Origin of the sequence: Mesorhizobium sp. M0904 (assembly GCF_040319475.1) — a bacterium.
Lineage (GTDB): Bacteria > Pseudomonadota > Alphaproteobacteria > Rhizobiales > Rhizobiaceae > Mesorhizobium.
The window spans coordinates 20,666-39,163 of record NZ_JAMYOC010000003.1 but is presented as its reverse complement, the minus strand read 5'-3'; the positions used below and the strand labels follow the sequence as shown (position 1 = coordinate 39,163).

Annotated in this window: 21 protein-coding genes; 12 read left to right on the top strand and 9 right to left on the bottom strand. The window is 62.4% G+C overall.

Features of this window, described 5'->3' with window-relative positions; all coding sequences use genetic code 11:
* Positions 1-2 precede the first annotated feature (2 nt).
* The 5 genes from NKH80_RS04480 to NKH80_RS04460 form a co-directional block, all read right to left on the bottom strand.
* Positions 3-392, bottom strand: coding sequence for a type II toxin-antitoxin system VapC family toxin (locus NKH80_RS04480; RefSeq protein ID WP_352505217.1), 390 nt, complete (start codon positions 390-392; stop codon positions 3-5).
* Positions 379-654, bottom strand: a complete 276-nt coding sequence (locus tag NKH80_RS04475; protein ID WP_254818449.1) for an AbrB/MazE/SpoVT family DNA-binding domain-containing protein — start codon at positions 652-654, stop codon at positions 379-381. Before NKH80_RS04475 ends, NKH80_RS04480 begins: the two co-directional genes overlap by 14 nt.
* A 132-nt stretch (positions 655-786) precedes the next feature.
* Positions 787-2,199 (bottom strand): metalloprotease TldD, encoded by a 1,413-nt coding sequence (gene tldD / locus NKH80_RS04470; protein WP_352505216.1) that lies wholly within the window; start codon positions 2,197-2,199, stop codon positions 787-789.
* Between the two features lie 81 nt (positions 2,200-2,280).
* Positions 2,281-2,772 carry a GNAT family N-acetyltransferase gene (locus NKH80_RS04465; protein ID WP_352505215.1) on the bottom strand — a complete coding sequence of 164 codons (492 nt, stop codon included), beginning with the start codon at positions 2,770-2,772 and terminating at the stop codon, positions 2,281-2,283.
* 9 nt (positions 2,773-2,781) lie between these two features.
* Positions 2,782-3,306 carry an invasion associated locus B family protein gene (locus NKH80_RS04460; protein ID WP_254818452.1) on the bottom strand — a complete coding sequence of 175 codons (525 nt, stop codon included), beginning with the start codon at positions 3,304-3,306 and terminating at the stop codon, positions 2,782-2,784.
* 371 nt (positions 3,307-3,677) lie between these two features.
* On the opposite strand from NKH80_RS04460, the gene coxB reads away from it, so the two are divergent.
* The 11 genes from coxB to rnhA all read left to right on the top strand — a co-directional run bounded on the left by coxB (position 3,678) and on the right by rnhA (position 12,792).
* Positions 3,678-4,556, top strand: a complete 879-nt coding sequence (gene coxB / locus NKH80_RS04455; protein ID WP_352701609.1) for a cytochrome c oxidase subunit II — start codon at positions 3,678-3,680, stop codon at positions 4,554-4,556.
* A 38-nt stretch (positions 4,557-4,594) separates the two neighbouring features.
* On the top strand, positions 4,595-6,247 hold the full coding sequence (gene ctaD, locus NKH80_RS04450) for a cytochrome c oxidase subunit I (protein WP_352476671.1): 1,653 nt from the start codon (positions 4,595-4,597) through the stop codon (positions 6,245-6,247).
* A 76-nt stretch (positions 6,248-6,323) separates the two neighbouring features.
* Positions 6,324-7,268, top strand: a complete 945-nt coding sequence (locus NKH80_RS04445) for a heme o synthase (RefSeq protein ID WP_352989903.1) — start codon at positions 6,324-6,326, stop codon at positions 7,266-7,268.
* Positions 7,265-7,432, top strand: a complete 168-nt coding sequence (locus tag NKH80_RS04440) for a cytochrome c oxidase system small membrane protein (protein ID WP_502895604.1) — start codon at positions 7,265-7,267, stop codon at positions 7,430-7,432. Before NKH80_RS04445 ends, NKH80_RS04440 begins: the two co-directional genes overlap by 4 nt.
* A 7-nt stretch (positions 7,433-7,439) precedes the next feature.
* The gene (locus tag NKH80_RS04435) at positions 7,440-8,072 is read left to right on the top strand and encodes a cytochrome c oxidase assembly protein (protein ID WP_352989900.1); all 633 of its coding nucleotides are present in this window, start codon (positions 7,440-7,442) and stop codon (positions 8,070-8,072) included.
* A 1-nt stretch (position 8,073) separates the two neighbouring features.
* Entirely contained in the window at positions 8,074-8,955 is an 882-nt protein-coding gene (locus NKH80_RS04430; RefSeq protein WP_254818455.1) for a cytochrome c oxidase subunit 3, read from the top strand.
* A gap of 82 nt (positions 8,956-9,037) precedes the next feature.
* A complete protein-coding gene (locus NKH80_RS04425) occupies positions 9,038-9,424 on the top strand; it encodes a DUF983 domain-containing protein (protein ID WP_352645920.1) in 387 nt (128 codons plus the stop codon).
* Positions 9,421-10,176 (top strand): SURF1 family protein, encoded by a 756-nt coding sequence (locus tag NKH80_RS04420; RefSeq protein WP_352880373.1) that lies wholly within the window; start codon positions 9,421-9,423, stop codon positions 10,174-10,176. Before NKH80_RS04425 ends, NKH80_RS04420 begins: the two co-directional genes overlap by 4 nt.
* A 107-nt stretch (positions 10,177-10,283) precedes the next feature.
* Entirely contained in the window at positions 10,284-11,288 is a 1,005-nt protein-coding gene (gene ispH, locus NKH80_RS04415; RefSeq protein WP_254818458.1) for a 4-hydroxy-3-methylbut-2-enyl diphosphate reductase, read from the top strand.
* A 5-nt stretch (positions 11,289-11,293) separates the two neighbouring features.
* The gene (locus NKH80_RS04410) at positions 11,294-12,256 is read left to right on the top strand and encodes a homoserine kinase (RefSeq protein ID WP_352645925.1); all 963 of its coding nucleotides are present in this window, start codon (positions 11,294-11,296) and stop codon (positions 12,254-12,256) included.
* Positions 12,253-12,792: a ribonuclease HI gene (gene rnhA / locus NKH80_RS04405; protein WP_352701603.1), complete on the top strand. Its 540-nt coding sequence runs from the start codon at positions 12,253-12,255 to the stop codon at positions 12,790-12,792. Before NKH80_RS04410 ends, rnhA begins: the two co-directional genes overlap by 4 nt.
* 18 nt (positions 12,793-12,810) lie before the next feature.
* Here the strand turns inward: rnhA and NKH80_RS04400 are convergent, their stop codons facing one another.
* The 3 genes from NKH80_RS04400 to NKH80_RS04390 all read right to left on the bottom strand — a co-directional run bounded on the left by NKH80_RS04400 (position 12,811) and on the right by NKH80_RS04390 (position 14,828).
* Positions 12,811-13,290: a DUF2938 domain-containing protein gene (locus NKH80_RS04400; RefSeq protein ID WP_352880371.1), complete on the bottom strand. Its 480-nt coding sequence runs from the start codon at positions 13,288-13,290 to the stop codon at positions 12,811-12,813.
* A 148-nt stretch (positions 13,291-13,438) separates the two neighbouring features.
* Positions 13,439-13,939: a peroxiredoxin gene (locus NKH80_RS04395; protein ID WP_352688974.1), complete on the bottom strand. Its 501-nt coding sequence runs from the start codon at positions 13,937-13,939 to the stop codon at positions 13,439-13,441.
* Positions 13,940-14,021: 82 nt separating this feature from the next.
* Positions 14,022-14,828 (bottom strand): protein-disulfide reductase DsbD domain-containing protein, encoded by an 807-nt coding sequence (locus NKH80_RS04390; protein ID WP_352989895.1) that lies wholly within the window; start codon positions 14,826-14,828, stop codon positions 14,022-14,024.
* Positions 14,829-14,975: 147 nt separating this feature from the next.
* Between NKH80_RS04390 and NKH80_RS04385 the strand changes: the two genes are divergently transcribed.
* Positions 14,976-15,584: a YqgE/AlgH family protein gene (locus NKH80_RS04385; protein WP_254818656.1), complete on the top strand. Its 609-nt coding sequence runs from the start codon at positions 14,976-14,978 to the stop codon at positions 15,582-15,584.
* A gap of 24 nt (positions 15,585-15,608) precedes the next feature.
* Here the strand turns inward: NKH80_RS04385 and NKH80_RS04380 are convergent, their stop codons facing one another.
* Complete coding sequence (locus tag NKH80_RS04380) at positions 15,609-18,497, bottom strand: EAL domain-containing protein (protein WP_352989892.1); 2,889 nt, start codon at positions 18,495-18,497, stop codon at positions 15,609-15,611.
* Position 18,498: the final 1 nt, after the last annotated feature.

The window sequence follows — 18,498 nt, the reverse complement described above, 5'->3', positions numbered from 1 at the left end:
TGCTATGCTTCTTGCACGCCGTCATATCCAGCCGCCTGCGCTGCCGTGACGAACTTACGATCAAAAGTCGCGAAGCCAACGCAGTGAGCAGATTTGCCCAGATGCAGCGCATCAGCGAAATCCAATCCCCTTTCCGAGAGGTCGAGCGCGGACGACACGACCGTCCCGTCTTCCACCTCTACCGTAGGGAGCCCGCTAAACGCCCGTAGCGTGCGGGCGATTTCGAGCGGTGCCAAACCGTAGGCGCTGCGCAACACCCACTCGACCTCCAGCATTACCGTGACGGCGACAAAGACTGGCTGGCTATCGATCAACGCGCGGGCGCGGGAAGACTGAGTCGGGTGATCGTCCGTCAGGTAGCGGACGATCAGGTTGGTATCAATCGCGAGCATGGCGCCGCCGCGCTTCGGCGAGCACGCCCGCGTCCATTTCTTCCAACGTCTTCGGTCTGCCGCTATAGCGCAGCGATCCAAACACGTCCTCTGGCCGCGTCTCGGCGAAGACTGGCGCAGGCTTCAGTAGCACTCCCTCCGGGGTATCTTCGACCAGAAGGCGTGTGCCGGCGTCCCATTCTCTCCGTTTCCGGATCGAACTGGGCAGGATGACCTGTCCCTTGGTCGAGACGGTGGTCACGAGCTTTTCCGCGGCAGCCATGATGGCGCTCCTCTGGATGTAAGACGAACGTAAGATAAGTGAAGATCGCGCCCAATTCAAGGCTCGAATAGCTCAATGGGACGACAGGACGGACAGGGTGTTCGAAACAGCGATGCCGGACCGCCGGCCGCATCAAACCCTGGTGCCGCCGACCGTCATCTGGTTCATCCTGAGATGCGGCTGGCCGACGCCGACCGGCACGCCCTGTCCGGCCTTGCCGCACATGCCGATGCCGGTGTCGAGCGTCATGTCGTTACCGATCATCGCCACACGATGCATGGCATCCGGCCCGTTGCCGATCAGCATGGCGCCCTTGATCGGCTGCGTTACCTTGCCGTTCTCGATCATGTAGGCCTCGGTGCAACCGAACACGAACTTGCCCGAAGTGATGTCGACCTGGCCGCCGCCGAACGACACGGCATAGATGCCGTTCTTGACCGAGGCAATGATTTCCTCCGGCTCCATGTCGCCTGCGGTCATGTAGGTGTTGGTCATGCGCGGCATCGGCTCGTGTGCGTAACCTTGGCGCCGCCCGTTGCCGGTGGCTTTCATGCCCATCAGACGCGCGTTCTGGCGGTCCTGCATGTAACCGACCAGCTTGCCATCGTCGATCAACACGTTGTGGGCAGAAGGCGTGCCTTCATCGTCGACGGTCAGCGAACCACGCCGTTCGGGAATGGTGCCGTCGTCGACGACGGTGACGCCTTTCGCCGCCACCTGCTGGCCAAGCAGGCCGGCGAAGGCAGACGTCTTCTTGCGGTTGAAATCGCCTTCCAGCCCGTGGCCGACGGCCTCGTGCAGCATGACGCCCGGCCAGCCGCTCGACAGCACGATGTCGAAAGTGCCGGCAGGCGCGGGAACCGCTTCGAGATTGACCAGTGCTTGCCGCAGCGCCTCCTTGGCCGCATGCTTCCAGCTGTCCTCGATCAGGAACTCGCCAAAATCCTTGCGCCCGCCCATGCCGTAGGAGCCGCTCTCCTGGCGGTCACCGTCGCCGACCACCACCGACACGTTGATCCTGACCAGCGGGCGGATGTCGCGGACCATCTGGCCATCAGCGCGCACGATCTCGACATGCTGCCAAGAGGCGGCGAGCGACGCCGTCACCTGCCGGACGCGCGGGTCCTCCGATCGCAGCCAGGCATCGATTTCCTGAAGCAGCTTGGCCTTGGTCTCGAAGGAAGGCGAGGGGATAGGGTTTCCGTCACCGTAGAGATGGCGGTTGGTGCGGGCGGGAGCCGCAGCAAGCCTGCCGGAATAGCCGCTCTTCACCGTCGAAACCGCGTCGGCGGCGCGCAGCAGCGAGGCTTCGGAGAGATCACTGGAATGGGCGTAGCCGCTGGCCTCGCCGGCGACTGCGCGCAGGCCAAAACCCTGGTCGGTGTTGAAATTGGCGGTCTTCAGCTTGCCATTGTCGAACATCAGCGCTTCGCTTTCGCTGTATTCGAGAAACAGTTCACCGTCGTCGGCGCCGTTTATAGTCTCGGCGACGATCTGCTTGATGCGATCGTCGGAAATGTCGAATTGGCCGATCAGGCTGTTCATGGCGCTGGCCTCTTGAGAAGTAATTTACGGCATGTAGGCGCCTGGGCGCCGTTCGGCAACTTCACGGTGGAACACCACGACCTAAGTCAAGCGGCGTGCCATCATGATTTCGTCGATCTCCCTGCCTTCATGAAGAAAGCCGGCCGGTATGCAGCCTACTTCGTGAAAACCTTCTCGTTGATAGAATCGTATGGCCGCTGGATTTTCAGCACTTACAGCCAGCTCGACCTGCCTTATGCCCAATGCTCGGGCGTGATCGAGCAGCAGATTGAGCATCTTGACGGCGTATCCGCCGCCACGCTCGCTGCCGCGCAAATAGACCATGACGATCGTCGCGCGGTGCGCCATCTTGCTGGCCGGCTGGCGCATCAGGCCCATTATGCCGACAGGTTCCCCGCTCCGAAAGCTGACGACAACCAGGTTGTTCGTCAGGCGCCGCCGCCATTCCTCGTCGGGAAGTTGCTCCCATTCCGCTGCGCTGCTGGCGAAGGCTTCGGGCGCAGCGCGCAAAGCCTCCAGGCGAATTCGCCTGAATATCTCGAAGTCGTCCGCATCGAGCAGTTTCAGCGTCAACGTGCAGCCTCAAGGCAGGGCGGCAAAGCCGTCGGCGAAACCCTTGAGGTCGACGGGAATGCCGATACCCTCTTCCGGCGTCTGGAAGACGATGAAGGTGGCGGACGTACCGGTCTTCAGCGTGTCGAGCAGCGGCTTTTCCAGGATGACCTCGGCGTAGCAGCCGTCCTGGAAACAGCGCACGAAATAGGCGCGGCCGATATCCTTGCCGTCGACATTGAGGCCGAGCCCGTTGGGCAACAGCACGCCGAGCGGCGCCAGCACGCGAAGGATTTCGGCCTTATTGTCGGCTGTACGCAGCACGACTACGGAAAGACCCATTTCCGGGCGGTCCTCGGCGACGACGTTCTGCATCATCACGCATTGTTCGGACGTAGCACCGGCCGGCGTATCGCAGATGATCGACCACGCCCCATGCGTCGACTTCACGGTGCCGCTTGGCTGCGCGGCATTGGCCAAGCCGGCGCCGGGCAAGGCTATTGCGGCGGCAACAAGGATGACCTTCGCCAAGGTTCTCGAAAGCCAAGGGTTCATGACGGCTCCATTGCGAATCACGGCACTTTAAGCCGCACTAAACCCAAGTAAAGGACGAGACCCCGGCGATCTGCCCCGACACAGGCGACAATGCGCTTTTCCGCGCCAATTTCGCCCTAATTGCGACGGTTCCGCGCGCCGCGCGGCTCATTCTACTCGGATGTCGCTCTGGTGATTCGCGGCGAGCCGTCACCGCACGAAGCCAGCGCCGCGCTTGCGCGCAAAAATGCCGCACGGGTTCCGGCGCTCCTTTCTTGCGGAGGCAAATAGAGTATGGTTTGAACCAGCCTTGAATTGTCCGGGATTCCCGTCCCGGCATTGTTCGACATTCTTGCGGTCCGATCGCGAGGAACTGGGAGATGACGAGGGCGATGAGAAAATTCCTGGCAACCGCCAAAATCGTAGCTAGTGCCGCCGCCACGTTGTTTGCCGCTGCATCGGCTCGTGCAGCCCAGCCCCAACCTTGGGAAACCAGTTTTCAGCCTCCGGCGACCGACATTATGAGGCAGATCGAGTGGTTCGGGAACTACTCGTTCGCGTTCATCATTGTGATCACCGCCTTGGTGCTTTTCCTGATCGCCTACTGCATTTTGCGGTTCCGGGCGAGCGTCAACCCGACCCCGTCGCGCACCAGCCACAACACGCTGATCGAGGTCATCTGGACTGTCGGTCCCGTCGTCATCCTGCTCTGTCTCGCCATTCCCTCGTTCCAGCTGCTGACCGCGCAGTACACGCCGCCGGAAGAAGCCAAGCTGACCGTCAAGGCGACCGGAAATCAGTGGAACTGGGACTACGAATACCAGGTCGACAATACGCTTTCCTTCAATTCCGCGATCCTTCAGGATGCCGACAGGGCTGCTGCCGGCAAGGAAGATCGCGCCGCGTATCCGCGCCTGCTCGCCGTCGACAATGAGATGGTGGTGCCGGTCAACACCATGACCCGGGTGCTGGTGACGGCGACCGACGTCATTCACGCGTTTGCCATGCCGTCCTTCGGCATCAAGACCGATGCAGTGCCGGGCCGCATCAACGAGGTATGGTTCAAGGCCGACAAGGAAGGCCTCTATTATGGCCAGTGCTCGGAACTCTGCGGCAAGGACCACGCCTTCATGCCGATCGCTATTCGCGTCGTCTCCGATGCGCAATACAAGACCTGGCTGGCGGCAGCCAAGACCGACCTTCCCGGCGCCAACAAGGCGCTGATGGCCGAGGTCGATGGCACGAACAAGGTAGCGGCCGCCGGCAACTGATGCCGCGACCAGAAAAGATTCAGGGAACGGAGCCGATCATGGCAGACGCTGCAGTTCACGACGACCACGACCACAAGCCGTATCATGGCTGGGTCCGGTGGGTGTATTCGACCAACCACAAGGACATTGGCACGCTTTATCTGATCTTCGCGATCATGGCGGGCTGCATCGGTGGGGCCTTGTCGGTCGTCATGCGCATGGAATTGCAGGAGCCGGGCATCCAGATATTCACTGGCCTGGCGCAGATGGTCTACGGCATGAATGGTGACGCCGCCATCGACGGCGGCAAGAGCATGTACAATGCTTTCACCACCGCGCATGCGCTGATCATGATCTTCTTCATGGTGATGCCGGCGCTGATAGGCGGTTTTGCCAACTGGATGGTGCCGATCATGATCGGCGCGCCGGACATGGCCTTCCCGCGCATGAACAACGTCTCGTTCTGGCTGCTGCCGCCGGCTTTCATCCTGCTGATTATCTCGGCCTTCGTCCCGAGTGCGCCCGGCGCCTACGGCGTCGGCGGCGGCTGGACGCTTTATCCGCCGCTATCGACATCGGGCCAGCCCGGACCGGCCATGGACCTGGCGATCCTTTCAATCCACATCGCCGGCGCCTCCTCGATTCTTGGCGCCATCAACTTCATCACCACCATCTTCAACATGCGCGCGCCCGGCATGACCATGCACAAGATGCCGCTGTTCGCCTGGTCGGTGTTGATCACCGCCTTCCTGCTGCTTCTGTCGCTTCCAGTGTTGGCCGGCGGCATCACCATGCTGTTGACCGACCGCAATTTCGGCACCACCTTCTTCGCCCCGGACGGCGGCGGCGATCCAATCCTGTTCCAGCACCTGTTCTGGTTTTTCGGCCATCCGGAGGTCTACATTCTGATCCTCCCGGGTTTCGGCATCATCAGCCACATCATCTCGACCTTTTCGAGGAAGCCGGTGTTCGGTTATCTAGGCATGGCCTATGCGATGGTTGCCATCGGCGCGGTGGGCTTCATCGTCTGGGCCCACCACATGTACACGACGGGCCTGTCACTCGACACACAGCGCTATTTCGTCTTTGCCACCATGGTCATCGCGGTGCCGACGGGTGTGAAGATCTTTTCGTGGATCGCCACCATGTGGGGCGGGTCGATTTCGCTCAAGACGCCGATGCTGTGGGCGATCGGCTTCATCTTCCTGTTCACTGTTGGCGGCGTCACCGGCGTGCAGCTGGCCAATGCCGGCCTCGACCGCCCGCTGCACGACACCTATTTCGTGGTCGCGCACTTTCACTACGTGCTGTCGCTGGGCGCGGTCTTCGCCATCTTCGCCGGCTGGTACTACTGGTTCCCGAAAATGACCGGCTACATGTATTCGCCGGTGATCGCCAACACCCACTTCTGGGTCACTTTCGTCGGCGTCAACCTGGTCTTTTTCCCGCAGCACTTCCTCGGCCTTTCCGGTATGCCGCGTCGCTATATCGACTATCCGGATGCCTTCGCCGGCTGGAATATGGTGTCGTCCTACGGCTCCTACATCTCGGCTGTCGGCGTCGTCATCTTCCTGTTCGGCGTCTTCGAGGCGTTCCAGAAGAAGCGTGTCGCCGGCGCCAATCCTTGGGGCGAGGGAGCGACCACGCTGGAATGGCAGCTGCCTTCGCCGCCGCCGTTCCACCAGTGGGAACAGTTGCCGAAGATCAAGTAGGCGGTTGCCTCCTTTAATACGGAACCGCCGGCCGACCGGCGGTTTTGGCCAACGGAATGATGGACGTTAAGTACGCATGGCCCTTGCCGAAGACAGACTGATTGACGAGCCAGGCTTCCGCATGTCGGAAGCGACGGCGGGCGATTTCTTCGCCCTGCTGAAGCCGCGCGTCATGTCGCTGGTGGTGTTCACCGCGTTTGTCGGCATGGTCGCCGCCCCGGTGACCATCAATCCGCTGCTGGCGGTGATCGCGATCCTGGCTATTGCCATTGGTGCTGGCGCGTCCGGTGCGCTCAACATGTGGTACGACGCAGACATCGATGCGGTGATGACGCGCACCGCCCGCCGTCCCGTGCCGGCCGGCCGCATCCGGCCAGGCGAGGCATTGAGTTTCGGGCTGGTGCTGTCGGTTCTGTCGGTGATGACGCTCGGCGTGCTGGTCAACTGGTTGGCCGCATCGCTTCTGGCCTTCACCATCTTTTTCTATGCCGTCATCTATACGATGTGGCTGAAGCGCTGGACGCCGCAGAACATCGTCATCGGCGGTGCTGCCGGCGCCATTCCGCCGGTCATCGGCTGGGCGGCGGTAACCGGATCGGTCAGCCTCGAAAGCTTGGTACTGTTCCTGATCATCTTCCTGTGGACGCCACCGCATTTCTGGGCGCTCGCGCTGTTCAAGTCGGAGGACTACGCCAAGGCAGGCATTCCGATGATGCCGAACGTCGCCGGCCATCCCGCGACCAGGTGCCAGATCTTTGCCTATGCGCTGGTCCTCGCGCCGGTTGGCGTGCTGCCATGGGTTCTTGGCTTCACCACGCCGGCCTATGGCGTCGTTGCATTGCTGCTCGGCGCCGGCTTCGTCTGGTATGCGTGGAAGGTGCTGCAAATGGCCGATGACGACAGGGCGATGAAGCCGGCCAAGGCCTTGTTCGGCTATTCGCTGCTTTATCTCTTCGCTATCTTCGCCACCTACCTTGGCGATTGCGTCGTCGCGCGCGCGCTGACCATCGGCGGAGCATGAGCATGGCCGAAAAGAAGCTTGAACTGGTCACGCTGACCGACCGTCAGCAGAAGGCGCGCCGCAATCGCTCGGCCGCAATCGGTTTCGCGCTGGCGGCGCTGGTCGTCATATTCTACGTCGCGACCATCGTGAAATTTGGCCACAGTTTCCCTGGCTCGATGTGAGCTGACGATGACCAGGCAAACAGTCACCGATCCTACGAAGAAGAATACGAACCGCGTCGTCGCTGCCGTCTGCATCGCGTTTTTCGGCGGCATGATCGGCATGGCCTACGCCGCGGTGCCGCTCTATGCGATGTTCTGCCAGGCGACAGGCTACGGCGGCACCGTCAAACGGGCGACCCAGCAATATGCCGATCGGGTGCTCGACCGCGACATCACCATCCGCTTTGATGCCAACACCGCCGGCGTTCCCTGGCAATTCCAGCCGGTCGACCGCTCGATCACCATCAAGATCGGCGAGACCGCCGAGGCGCATTTCAGCGCGACGAACGAATTCAGCCGGCCCATCACCGGACGCGCCACCTTCAATGTACAGCCTGAACTGGCCGGACCTTACTTCAACAAGGTCGAGTGTTTCTGCTTCACCGACACGACGCTGAAGCCGGGCGAGACGCTGGACATGCCGGTCGTGTTCTATGTCGATCCCGACATCGTCAACGCGCCGGAATTGAAGGATTTGAGGACGATTACCCTGTCCTACACGATGTTCCCGGTCGACAAGACCAAGCCGGTCGCATCATCGGTGCCGGCCGACGGCCGCCGCAACAAGATTTCAGATACCGAAGCAAGCCTCGGGGGTTGATATGGCAGACGCACACGCAAAACCACAGCATGACTATCATCTCGTCGACCCGAGCCCGTGGCCTTTCCTGGGCTCCGTCGGGGCACTGGTGACCGCGATCGGCGGCGTCTGTTACATGCAGTATCTCAAGGGCGGCGATTTCCCGATCTTCGGTTTCAACATTGCCAATCCGTGGCTGTTCTTCATTGGCCTTTTGATCGTCATCTACACGATGTTCGCTTGGTGGTCCGACACCATCAAGGAGGCGCATGAGGGTCGCCACACCCGCGTCGTGTCGCTGCATCTGCGCTACGGCATGATCATGTTCATTGCCTCCGAGGTGATGTTCTTCGTCGCCTGGTTCTGGGCCTTCTTCGACGCCAGCCTGTTTCCGGGCGAGGTCCATCAATACGCCCGCACCGCCTTCACCGGCGGCGTCTGGCCGCCCAAGGGCATCGAAGTTCTCGACCCCTTCCATCTGCCGCTCTACAACACCGTCATCCTGCTTCTGTCGGGGACCACGGTGACATGGGCGCATCACTCGCTCATCCACGGCGACCGCAAAGGCCTGATCAATGGCTTGGTGCTGACCGTCGGCCTCGGCATGCTGTTCACCATGGTGCAGGCCTACGAGTACATGCACGCGCCGTTCGGCTTCAGGGATTCGATCTACGGCGCCACCTTCTTCATGGCGACCGGCTTCCACGGCTTCCACGTCATCATCGGCACGATCTTCCTGTTGGTCTGCCTGATCCGCGCCATGAAGGGCGACTTCACGCCCAAGCAGCATTTCGGCTTCGAGGCCGCCGCCTGGTACTGGCACTTCGTCGACGTGGTGTGGCTGTTCCTGTTTGCCTCGATCTACGTCTGGGCATCGAACGGCGCGATGATCGAACCGCATTGAGATCGACCTGAGGAAGTCGACAAGGCGGCTGCGGCGACGTGGCCGCCTTATCTTTTGCGGCAAATGCTCCTAGGATGATCCGATGAGCGACGACAAGGCGATCTGGCCACCAATCGACCCGATCTCGGCCGGCCTGCATGGCCGCTGCCCGCGCTGCGGCGAGGGCAAGCTGTTTTCTGGATTCCTCACGGTTGGCAATCGCTGCACCAATTGCGGCCTCGATTATTCCTTCGCCGATGCCGGCGACGGGCCGGCGGTGTTCGTTATCCTGATCATCGGCTTCATCGTCGTCGGCCTGGCGTTGTGGACGGAGGTGACGCTCAATCCGCCGCTCTGGCTGCATCTGTTGCTGTGGATTCCGCTGACGCTGGTGCTTTGCCTGGCGGCGCTCCGGCTGATCAAGGGCGTGCTGCTGACGCTGCAATACCGCAACAAGGCGGCCGAGGGCCGACTGGACCGCGGCGAATGAGCGAGGCATCAGGTTTGGTGGCCGGCCGGTCGCGGCCCAAGCGCGCATTGGCGCTCGGCCTGGGTATCATCGTGTTTTTGATCCTGCTGGCGCTCGGCACCTGGCAGGTTCAGCGCCTGCACTGGAAAGAGGGCCTTCTCGAGACGATAGACCAGCGCACGCATTCGGCGCCCGTGCCATTGGCCGAGGTCGAAAAGCGGTTTGCTGCCACCCGCGACGTGGACTACACGCCGGTAACGGTGACCGGCACTTTCCTGCATCAAGGCGAGCGGCATTTCCTCGCCACCTGGGAAGGCCAGTCCGGTTTCGATGTCTTCACGCCGCTGCAACTCGACGATGGCCGTTTCGTACTGATCAACCGCGGCTTCGTGCCTTACGATTTCAAGGACCCAGCCAAGCGGCCGCAGGGGCAGGTAACGGGCGAAGTGACGGTGACGGGGCTCGCCCGCAACCCGCTGCCGGCCAGGCCCTCGATGATGCTTCCCGACAATGATCCGCAGAAGAACATCTTCTACTGGAAGGATCGTGATGCGATGGCCTCGAGCGCCGGCCTGCCGGCAGGTGCGGCGCTGGTGCCGATCTTCATCGATGCGAACGCCACGCCCAACCCCGGCGGGCTGCCGGTCGGCGGCGTCACCGTCATCGACCTGCCGAACAGCCATCTGCAATATGCGATAACCTGGTACGGCCTTGCCGCCGCCCTTGCCGGTGTCCTTATCTCCTGGCTCCGCCGCCCGGCGAAAGACCAATGATCGCCGCCACTACCATTGACAGGGCAGGGCCGCGCACCTCATTTCGCGCCTAGAGCTCAGAAGTCACAGTCCGATCAACCGGCCTACAATCAGCGTAAGATGCAATCATGCTTCACACAAAGCCACCGCTGACCATCCGGCTTTGCCAGCCGCGCGGTTTCTGTGCCGGCGTCGACCGTGCCATCCAGATCGTCGTGCTGGCGCTGAAGAAATACGGCGCGCCGGTCTATGTCCGCCACGAGATCGTGCACAACCGCTACGTCGTCGAAGGGCTGCAAAGCCTCGGCGCGGTGTTCATCGAGGAGCTCTCCGAAATCCCGCCCGAGCATCGCCAGAGCCCGGTCGTCTTTTCGGCGCATGGCGTGCCGAAATCGGTGCCGGCCGACGCCCAGTCGCGCAACCTCTTCTATCTCGACGCGACTTGCCCGCTGGTTTCGAAAGTCCACAAGCAGGCAATGCGCCATCAGCGGCTTGGCCGCCACGTGCTTTTGATCGGCCATGCCGGGCATCCCGAGGTGATCGGCACAATGGGCCAGTTGCCGGATGGCGCGGTCACTCTGATCGAGACCGAAGCCGACGCCGCAAGCTTCGTGCCTGCAGACCCGCAGGCGCTCGGCTTCGTGACCCAGACGACGCTGTCGGTCGAGGACACCGCCGGTATCATTCGCGCCCTGCAGCAGCGTTTTCCCGAGCTGCACGCGCCGGCGGCGGAATCGATCTGTTATGCCACCACCAATCGCCAGGAAGCGGTCAAGGAAACAGCGGCCGGCGCCGATCTCTTCCTCGTTGTCGGCGCACCTAACTCCTCCAACTCGCGGCGCCTGGTCGAAGTGGCCGAGCGCGCCGGCGCCTCGATGTCGCTTCTCGTGCAGCGCGCGTCCGAAATTCCGTGGAATGAGATTGCCGGCATTTCGACGCTCGGCCTGTCGGCGGGCGCCTCGGCGCCGGAGATTATCGTCGACGAGATCGTCGATGCGTTCAGGCAGCGCTTCGACGTGACCATCGAGCTGGCCGTAACGGCGACGGAGACGGAGGACTTTCCGGTGATGCGGGTGTTGCGCGATGTCGAACTGACGGCTGCCGACATGGCCTTCGTCAACGGGGCCGCGTAACAACGATGGCGGTCTATACCGACGTCAACGAGGGCGAGCTCGGCGCATTCCTCAAGAACTATCCGGTCGGCGACCTCCTGTCCTACAAGGGCATCGCCGAAGGCACCGAAAACTCGAATTTTCTGCTGCACACCAGCAGCGGCTCCTACATCCTGACGCTTTACGAGAAGCGCGTCGACAAGGCTGACCTGCCGTTCTTTCTCGGCCTTATGGCTCACCTCGCCAGAAAGGGCATTTCGTGTCCGCTCCCGGTCACCGCACATGATGGCGGTGTGATCGGAACACTTGCCGGTCGGCCGGCGGTCATCATCACCTTTCTCGAAGGCCTGTCGCTGCGGCGGCCGACGGCTGCGCATTGCGGCGAGGTCGGCAAGGCGCTGGCGGCACTGCATCTCGCCGGCGCGGATTTTCCGATGACCCGCCCCAACGCGCTTGCCATCGATGGCTGGCGCAAGCTGTGGAATGCCGCCCGCGCCCGCGCCGACGAGGTCGAGCCGGGACTGGCGGCCGAGGTCGATGCCGATTTCGCCGATTTCGAACGGAACTGGCCGGACGGTCTGCCGCAAGGCATCATCCATGCCGATCTTTTCCCGGACAATGTGTTCTTCCTCGGCGAGAAACTGTCCGGGCTGATCGACTTCTATTTCGCCTGCAACGACCTCTACGCCTATGACGTTGCCACGTGCCTGAACGCCTGGTGCTTCGAGAAGGATTTTTCCTTCAATCTGACCAAGGGCACGGCGCTGCTTGCCGGCTACCAAAGCGTGCGGCCGTTGAGCAGTGACGAGAAAGCTGCGCTGCCGATGCTGGCGCGCGGCTCGGCGCTGCGCTTCATGCTGACCCGGCTCTACGACTGGCTGACGGTTCCGGACGGCGGGCTGGTGATGAAACGCGACCCGACCGAGTATATTCGCCGGATGCGCTTCCACCGGGCGATCAACTCTCCTTCCGAATATGGACTGACATGACCAAGCGCGTTGAAATCTTCACCGATGGTGCCTGTTCGGGCAATCCCGGGCCTGGCGGCTGGGGCGCAATCCTGCGCTTCAACGGCGCCATCAAGGAGCTCCATGGTGGCGAGGCTCTGACCACCAACAACCGCATGGAGTTGTTGGCGGCGATCTCGGCGCTCAACGCGCTCAAGGAGCCTTGCGTCGTCGACCTTTATACCGACAGCAACTACGTCAAGGACGGCATTTTCGGTTGGATCGATGGCTGGAAGCGCAACGGCTGGAAGACCGCCGCCCGGCAGCCGGTGAAGAATGCCGAGCTGTGGCAGCAGCTCGACGCGGCGCGCAACCGCCATCAGGTCACCTGGCATTGGGTCAAGGGCCATGCCGGCCATCCTGAGAACGAGCGCGCCGACGAATTGGCGCGGCTCGGCATGGCGCCATTCAAGACGAAGTCGGCGAAACCCGTGCTCGCGTCCGAGCCGCCGAAGGAAGGCACCCAGTCCAGGCAATCGGCGGCCAAGAAGGTTCGGCGCTCGACCCAGAGTTATTGATCCGGTTGAACTGGCGTGTCAGCGGATCAGGAGGGCGGTGCCGAACAGTCCGATGGCAAACACCGTATGCGACACAAGATTGAGGGCGCGGACCTGCATCGGATTGGGCCGCTTCGAAGCGGCCCAGCCGGCGCCCATGCCGGGCGCCAGCAGAAACCACCCGGCGCCGACGGTGACGATGCCGAGGATAAAGGCCGGCAGGAAGGTCGGCGCGGTGAGCCAGGCCGTCCCGGCCAGCACGACCAGTATGATGCCGTAGACGATGCCGACAGCATAATGAAAGGCCCAGCCAAGTACTGATTCATGCGGGTAGGGCGAGGCCTTGCCAATGTCGTCATGGAAGACCTTGCCTTCCCGGAGATGCCAGACCCAGCGGCCGACCAGCCCCCAGTTCGGCCGCGGTTGGGCAAAGGCCTTGCTCAGGAAAATCGCCCAGACATCCATAAGCGCGGTTGCGCCGATGCCGATCGCGACGCTGCGCCACAAGATGTCAGACATAATCGAGGTCCCCAAAAGCAAGCAGTCCCGAAGGGCCGACACATGGCCCCGAAAACCGGGTCGGCTTTCGGAAGGATCATGCGCCGATGCAAAAGTCAGCGTCCTTTGGACGTTGAGCGCTAGAAGGCGCCCCGCCGCCGTCCCAGGCCTAAGCTGTCGCCAGGACGGAAAGCTGTCCGAGAATGTGAGCCGCACCGGACTCATCGACGCCGGGCTTTGTCTCGACATTGAGTGCGGTGACCTTGCCGTCCTCGACGATCATCGAAAAACGCTTCGAGCGCAGCCCCATGCCGCCGCTGGAGAGGTCGGCGTCGAGGCCGACCGATTTGGCGAAATCGCCATTGCCATCGGCAAGATAAAGGATTTTGCCTTCACCGCCGCTGAAGCGGGCCCAAGCCCCCATGACGTGAACATCGTTGACCGAGACAACGGCGATAGTGTCGACGCCGCGCGCCAGGATGGCGTCGTAATTGTCCAGGTAGCCGGGCAGATGATTGTTGCTGCAGGTCGGCGTGAAAGCGCCTGGAACGCCAAACAGCACCACCGTCTTTCCTGAGAATATCTCGCCCGTCGTGATCGGCTTTGCACCGTCGGCGGTCATTGTCTTGAAGGTCGCATCGGGCAGTTTGTCGCCAACGGAGATCGTCATGATGGTCCTCGTTTGGAAATGGAAGGGAGTGTCCTTGCGATAGCGAATTAAGGCGCGCCCGGCAACCGTCCAGACGTTGGCATCACGGGAATGGCAACAGGCCTTCGACCGCGCCTGCGGCACTTGTCAGCGTGTAGTGCAGGCCGCCATCGGTTGGCGTTGTCGACGGCCTATCGAGGATCGGCACAGTAAAGATCAGCTTGCCATCCTTTTCGCTGCGTGCCGGGGCACCGAACATGTAGTCGCGTTCGCCGGCAACGAAGAAGTCGGCGCCCTCGGGGCTGCCCGGAAAGCTCGCTTCGACAATCAGCGTTTCGTGGTCGCCCGGCAGTACGTTTATGCCGAAATCGGGCGTTGCCGTGGCGGGCAGGGCGGCAAGGCCTGCCTTGACCAGTGCCGCGTCCTCGGCGTTGTCCGGATCGGCGCCGGGATCGACGGTCAGTCTTGTCTGCACAGGGATGCAGATGGTTTCGCAGATGCCGAGGAAAATGTCCGCATCGATGACGGCCGGCTGGCCGGGCGCGGCAAGCGTGAACGTCACCGGCAACGAAACCGGGTGGTCGTAGCCGGCCCATTTGCCATAGCCGTCGTCATGGCGCTGCGGCGGCGGAAACAAAAGCGTCGCGTCGGCAATGTTGGTGCTGGCCGAGACGTCGATCTGTGGCGGCACGCCCGCATCGCCCGGATCGCGCCAATAGGTTTTCCAGCCGGGCTTCAGCGCAATGTCGAGGACGCCCTGGAGACGTCCGGCCTCGTCGGCTTTGCCGCTCGTCACCAGCCTCACCCTGCCGCCTTCGCTGTTGTACCAGGCCGACGAGGAGGCTGCGGCTGGGAGGCCGGTCGCCGATCCAATGGCCACACCAAGCAGCAGGATTTTCAAGCTTTGCATGACGGTGATTTGATCGTCCGTTGATGGCCGCACAATGATTTCATGACGCGGCCGGCATCATATTTGCGTGACCTTCGATTTACGAGCCTGATCAAATCGAGCGCCGCCCATCTTTTCGAGGCTTCGGAAACGCGTTACGCTGTGGCCATGGATTTGTTGCGCCATAAAAGGACGGCCACAGGACCCGGCTTTCTCGACGACCAGTTCCTGATCGCCATGCCCGGCATGAAGGACGACCGCTTCACGCGCTCTGTCATCTACATTTGCGCGCACAGCGACGAAGGCGCGATGGGGCTGATCATCAACCAGACGCAGCAGATGCTGTTTCCGGACCTGCTCGTGCAACTTGGCATCATGAATGAGATGGAGGCGATCCGTCTGCCGGCGCCGGCGCGCGACTTTGTCGTGCGCAATGGCGGACCGGTGGATCGCAGCCGCGGCTTCGTCCTGCATTCGGGCGACTACCGGGTGGAATCCTCGCTCGCCGTTTCCGACGACGTCTGCCTGACCGCGACCGTCGACATATTGCGCGCCATCTCCTCCGGCCGCGGACCCCGGCGGGCGCTGATGGCGCTCGGCTATGCCGGCTGGGGCGCGGGCCAGCTTGAAAACGAGATCGCCGAGAATGGATGGCTGACTTGCCCGGCAAGTGCCGAGCTTCTGTTCGACGCCGACATCGACCGCAAATACGACCGGATCCTTGCCTCGATCGGCATCGATCTGGCGCATCTCAGCCTGGCTGCCGGTCACGCCTGAGCCTCATCACGTCCCCGAAACTTGTCACGCTTGAGTGAGCGGATACTGTTCCTTCAGCGTCTTCAGCACCTGGTCGCCGGGCATCGGCGCGCCGAACATGAAGCTCTGCACGTATTCGCAGCCCATCTGCCGTAGCTCCAGCGCATCGCCTTCGTCCGAAATGCCTTCGGCAACGACCGACAGGCCGAGCTCATGCGCCATGTTGACCATCGATTTGAGCAGCACCGCGCGTTTCGGCGTCGCGTCGTCGACGAAGCTCTTGTCGATCTTGATCGTGTCGAACGGAAAGCGCGTCAGATAGGCCAGCGATGAGTAGCCGGTGCCGAAATCATCCAGCGACAGGCCGATCCCAAGCTGCTTCAGCTTGGTCAGCACATGGGCGGTCTGCTCGGGATTGTCCATCACCAGCGATTCGGTGAGTTCGAGCCGGAAGCAGCGCGGTTTCAGGTTGGCTCGCGCGATCACCGAGCGGACGTCGCTGACCAGGTCGCGACGGATGAGCTGACGGCTGGACAGATTGACCGAGACCGACAACGGCGCATCGCCGATCTGCTTTTGCCATCCGGCCAGGTCTTCGGCAGCCTGCTGCATGGCGAACAGCCCAAGCTGCACGATCAGGCCGCAGTTTTCGGCAACCGGAATGAAATCCGCCGGCGGGATCATGCCGCGCCGCGGATGGTCCCAGCGCAGCAACGCTTCGAAGCCGGCAACGCTGCCGTCCTCCAGCCGCACGATCGGCTGGTAGGCGAGCGTGAATTCGCGTCGCTCGATGGCGCGGCGCAGGTCGGACTCGAACTGCAGCCGGTCGGTGCCGACGGTGCGGAAGGCGGGCCGGAACGGCTCGATCCTGTCGCCGCCGAAGCGCTTGGCCTGATGCATGGCAAGCTCGGCATCCTTGACCATGTCCTCGGCCGAGGTCTGCGTGGACGTCCAGGTGATCAGCCCGATCGAGGCGGTCAGCACGATCTCGCGCTTGGCGAAGGTGATCGGGTTGTTGATGGCGTGCTTGATGGCATCGGCAATGGCCGCGATGCGAGCCGGATCCTGCTCCGACAAAAGCATCAGCGCGAACTGGTCGCCGGCAAAGCGCGACAGCGAATCCTTCGGCTTGAGCAGCCGGTGCAGCCGCCGCGCTATGGTCAAAAGGATGGTATCGCCGGCCGAGATGCCGAGCCCGTCATTGACCTGCTTGAAGCGATCGATGTCGATGACGAAGACGGTCGGGCGCACCTTCTCTTCGGTGCGGGCGATCGAAATGATCGCCTCCAGCCGGTTCATGAACAGCTCGCGGTTGGGCAAGCCGGTCAGATTGTCGTGCACGGCGTCGTGCAGCAGCCGTTCCTCGGACTTCTTCTGCTCCGTCACATCGACCATGGTGCCGACGCAGCGGATGACCTCGCCGTCCGAGCCGATCACCGGCCGGGCGCGCAGCGAAAACCAGTGATAGTGCCCGTCGGCGCCGCGCAGGCGGAAGTTTTGCGACACCCGGCCACGCCGGTGCTCGAGCACCACGTCGAGCGTCGTGCGAAACGTGTCGCGGTCGTCGGCATGCAGCACCGGCAGCCAGTTGCGGGCGGGACCGCCGAGACTGTTGGGAGCAAGGCCGAGCTGAATGCTGACGTCGGGACGAGTGACGACCCGGTCGCGCAGCACGTCCCAGTCCCACACAGTATCGCCCGATCCGGCAACCGCCAGCGCCTGCCGCTCGAGATCGGAGAACAGGCCCTGATGCAGGGCGCCGCCAGCAAAAGCGTGCTGCATCACCGTGAAGCCGATCAGCAGGATGATGAGGATCAGCCCGCCGCCCAGCGCCGGCTGGGCGATATCGTTGTCCAGCATGCCGGTGATCGCCATCCACGATCCGCATAGCCACAGCAGAACCATCACCCAACTGGGCACGAGCATGATGGCGCGGTCGTAACCGCGGATACCGAGGAAGATGATCAGGCCGAGCCCGGTCAGTGCGGTGGCGGCGAAGGACAGCCTGGCAATGCCGGCGGCAACCGCCGGATCGATGATGGCGACGCCGGCGATCAGCACCAGCCCGAGAATCCAGACCAGCGCGCCGTAGCTGAAATGGCCGTGCCACCGGTTGAGGTTGAGATAGGCAAACAGGAACACCACGAAGGTCGCCGCAAGCGCCACCTCCGTTCCGGCGCGCCACATCTGCTCGTTGCCCGGGGATATTTCTATGATCTTGTTAAGAAAGCCGAAATCGACGCAGATATACGCAAGCACCGCCCAGGCAAGGGCCGCCGTCGCCGGAAACATCGAGGTCCCCTTGACGACGAAAAGAATGGTCAGGAACAGCGCCAGCAGGCCGGCGATGCCGATGACGATGCCACGAAACAGCGTGTAGGAATTGACCGAGTCCTTGTAGGATTCAGGATCCCACAGATAGACCTGCGGCAGCTTGGGCGAGGCGAGCTCGGCGATGAAGGTGATCACCGTTCCGGGGTTCAACGTCACCCGGAACACGTCGGCGTCGGGGCTGGTCTGGCGGTCGAGCGCAAAGCCTTCGCTGGGCGTGATCGCAGCGATACGGGTCGAGCCGAGATCCGGCCAAAACAGGCCGGAATTCACCAGCCGGAAATGCGGTGCTACAATCAGCCTGTCGAGCTGCTGGTCGGTGGTGTTAGCGAGCGCGAACACCGCCCAGTCGCCGGTCGAGCGCACGTCATTGGCCTCGACCTCGATGCGCCGCACGATGCCGTCCGGGCCGGGTGCCGTCGAGACCTGGAAATTCTCGCCCTGGTTGCGGTAGATTGCGACGGCGCCCGAAAGGTCGAGCGCCACGTCGTCGCGGGCGATCTTGATCGGTTCGACCGCAAACGCCGACGATGCCGCGCAGAGCGTGACGATTGCCGCCAGCATAAAGGCAAGCAGCGACCCGTTGCGCAGAAAATTCGTCAAA

What these genes read in the sequence shown, in the direction of transcription:
- NKH80_RS04390 (WP_352989895.1), bottom strand. Translation starts at nt 14,828, where the DNA reads ATGCAAAGCTTGAAAATCCTGCTGCTTGGTGTGGCCATTGGATCGGCG.
- ctaD (WP_352476671.1), top strand. Translation starts at nt 4,595, where the DNA reads ATGGCAGACGCTGCAGTTCACGACGACCACGACCACAAGCCGTATCAT.
- NKH80_RS04410 (WP_352645925.1), top strand. Translation starts at nt 11,294, where the DNA reads ATGGCGGTCTATACCGACGTCAACGAGGGCGAGCTCGGCGCATTCCTC.
- NKH80_RS04440 (WP_502895604.1), top strand. Translation starts at nt 7,265, where the DNA reads ATGAGCATGGCCGAAAAGAAGCTTGAACTGGTCACGCTGACCGACCGT.
- NKH80_RS04475 (WP_254818449.1), bottom strand. Translation starts at nt 654, where the DNA reads ATGGCTGCCGCGGAAAAGCTCGTGACCACCGTCTCGACCAAGGGACAG.
- tldD (WP_352505216.1), bottom strand. Translation starts at nt 2,199, where the DNA reads ATGAACAGCCTGATCGGCCAATTCGACATTTCCGACGATCGCATCAAG.
- NKH80_RS04435 (WP_352989900.1), top strand. Translation starts at nt 7,440, where the DNA reads ATGACCAGGCAAACAGTCACCGATCCTACGAAGAAGAATACGAACCGC.
- ispH (WP_254818458.1), top strand. Translation starts at nt 10,284, where the DNA reads ATGCTTCACACAAAGCCACCGCTGACCATCCGGCTTTGCCAGCCGCGC.
- NKH80_RS04425 (WP_352645920.1), top strand. Translation starts at nt 9,038, where the DNA reads ATGAGCGACGACAAGGCGATCTGGCCACCAATCGACCCGATCTCGGCC.
- coxB (WP_352701609.1), top strand. Translation starts at nt 3,678, where the DNA reads ATGAGAAAATTCCTGGCAACCGCCAAAATCGTAGCTAGTGCCGCCGCC.
- NKH80_RS04420 (WP_352880373.1), top strand. Translation starts at nt 9,421, where the DNA reads ATGAGCGAGGCATCAGGTTTGGTGGCCGGCCGGTCGCGGCCCAAGCGC.
- NKH80_RS04480 (WP_352505217.1), bottom strand. Translation starts at nt 392, where the DNA reads ATGCTCGCGATTGATACCAACCTGATCGTCCGCTACCTGACGGACGAT.
- NKH80_RS04385 (WP_254818656.1), top strand. Translation starts at nt 14,976, where the DNA reads ATGGATTTGTTGCGCCATAAAAGGACGGCCACAGGACCCGGCTTTCTC.
- NKH80_RS04460 (WP_254818452.1), bottom strand. Translation starts at nt 3,306, where the DNA reads ATGAACCCTTGGCTTTCGAGAACCTTGGCGAAGGTCATCCTTGTTGCC.
- NKH80_RS04395 (WP_352688974.1), bottom strand. Translation starts at nt 13,939, where the DNA reads ATGACGATCTCCGTTGGCGACAAACTGCCCGATGCGACCTTCAAGACA.
- rnhA (WP_352701603.1), top strand. Translation starts at nt 12,253, where the DNA reads ATGACCAAGCGCGTTGAAATCTTCACCGATGGTGCCTGTTCGGGCAAT.
- NKH80_RS04400 (WP_352880371.1), bottom strand. Translation starts at nt 13,290, where the DNA reads ATGTCTGACATCTTGTGGCGCAGCGTCGCGATCGGCATCGGCGCAACC.
- NKH80_RS04445 (WP_352989903.1), top strand. Translation starts at nt 6,324, where the DNA reads ATGGCCCTTGCCGAAGACAGACTGATTGACGAGCCAGGCTTCCGCATG.
- NKH80_RS04430 (WP_254818455.1), top strand. Translation starts at nt 8,074, where the DNA reads ATGGCAGACGCACACGCAAAACCACAGCATGACTATCATCTCGTCGAC.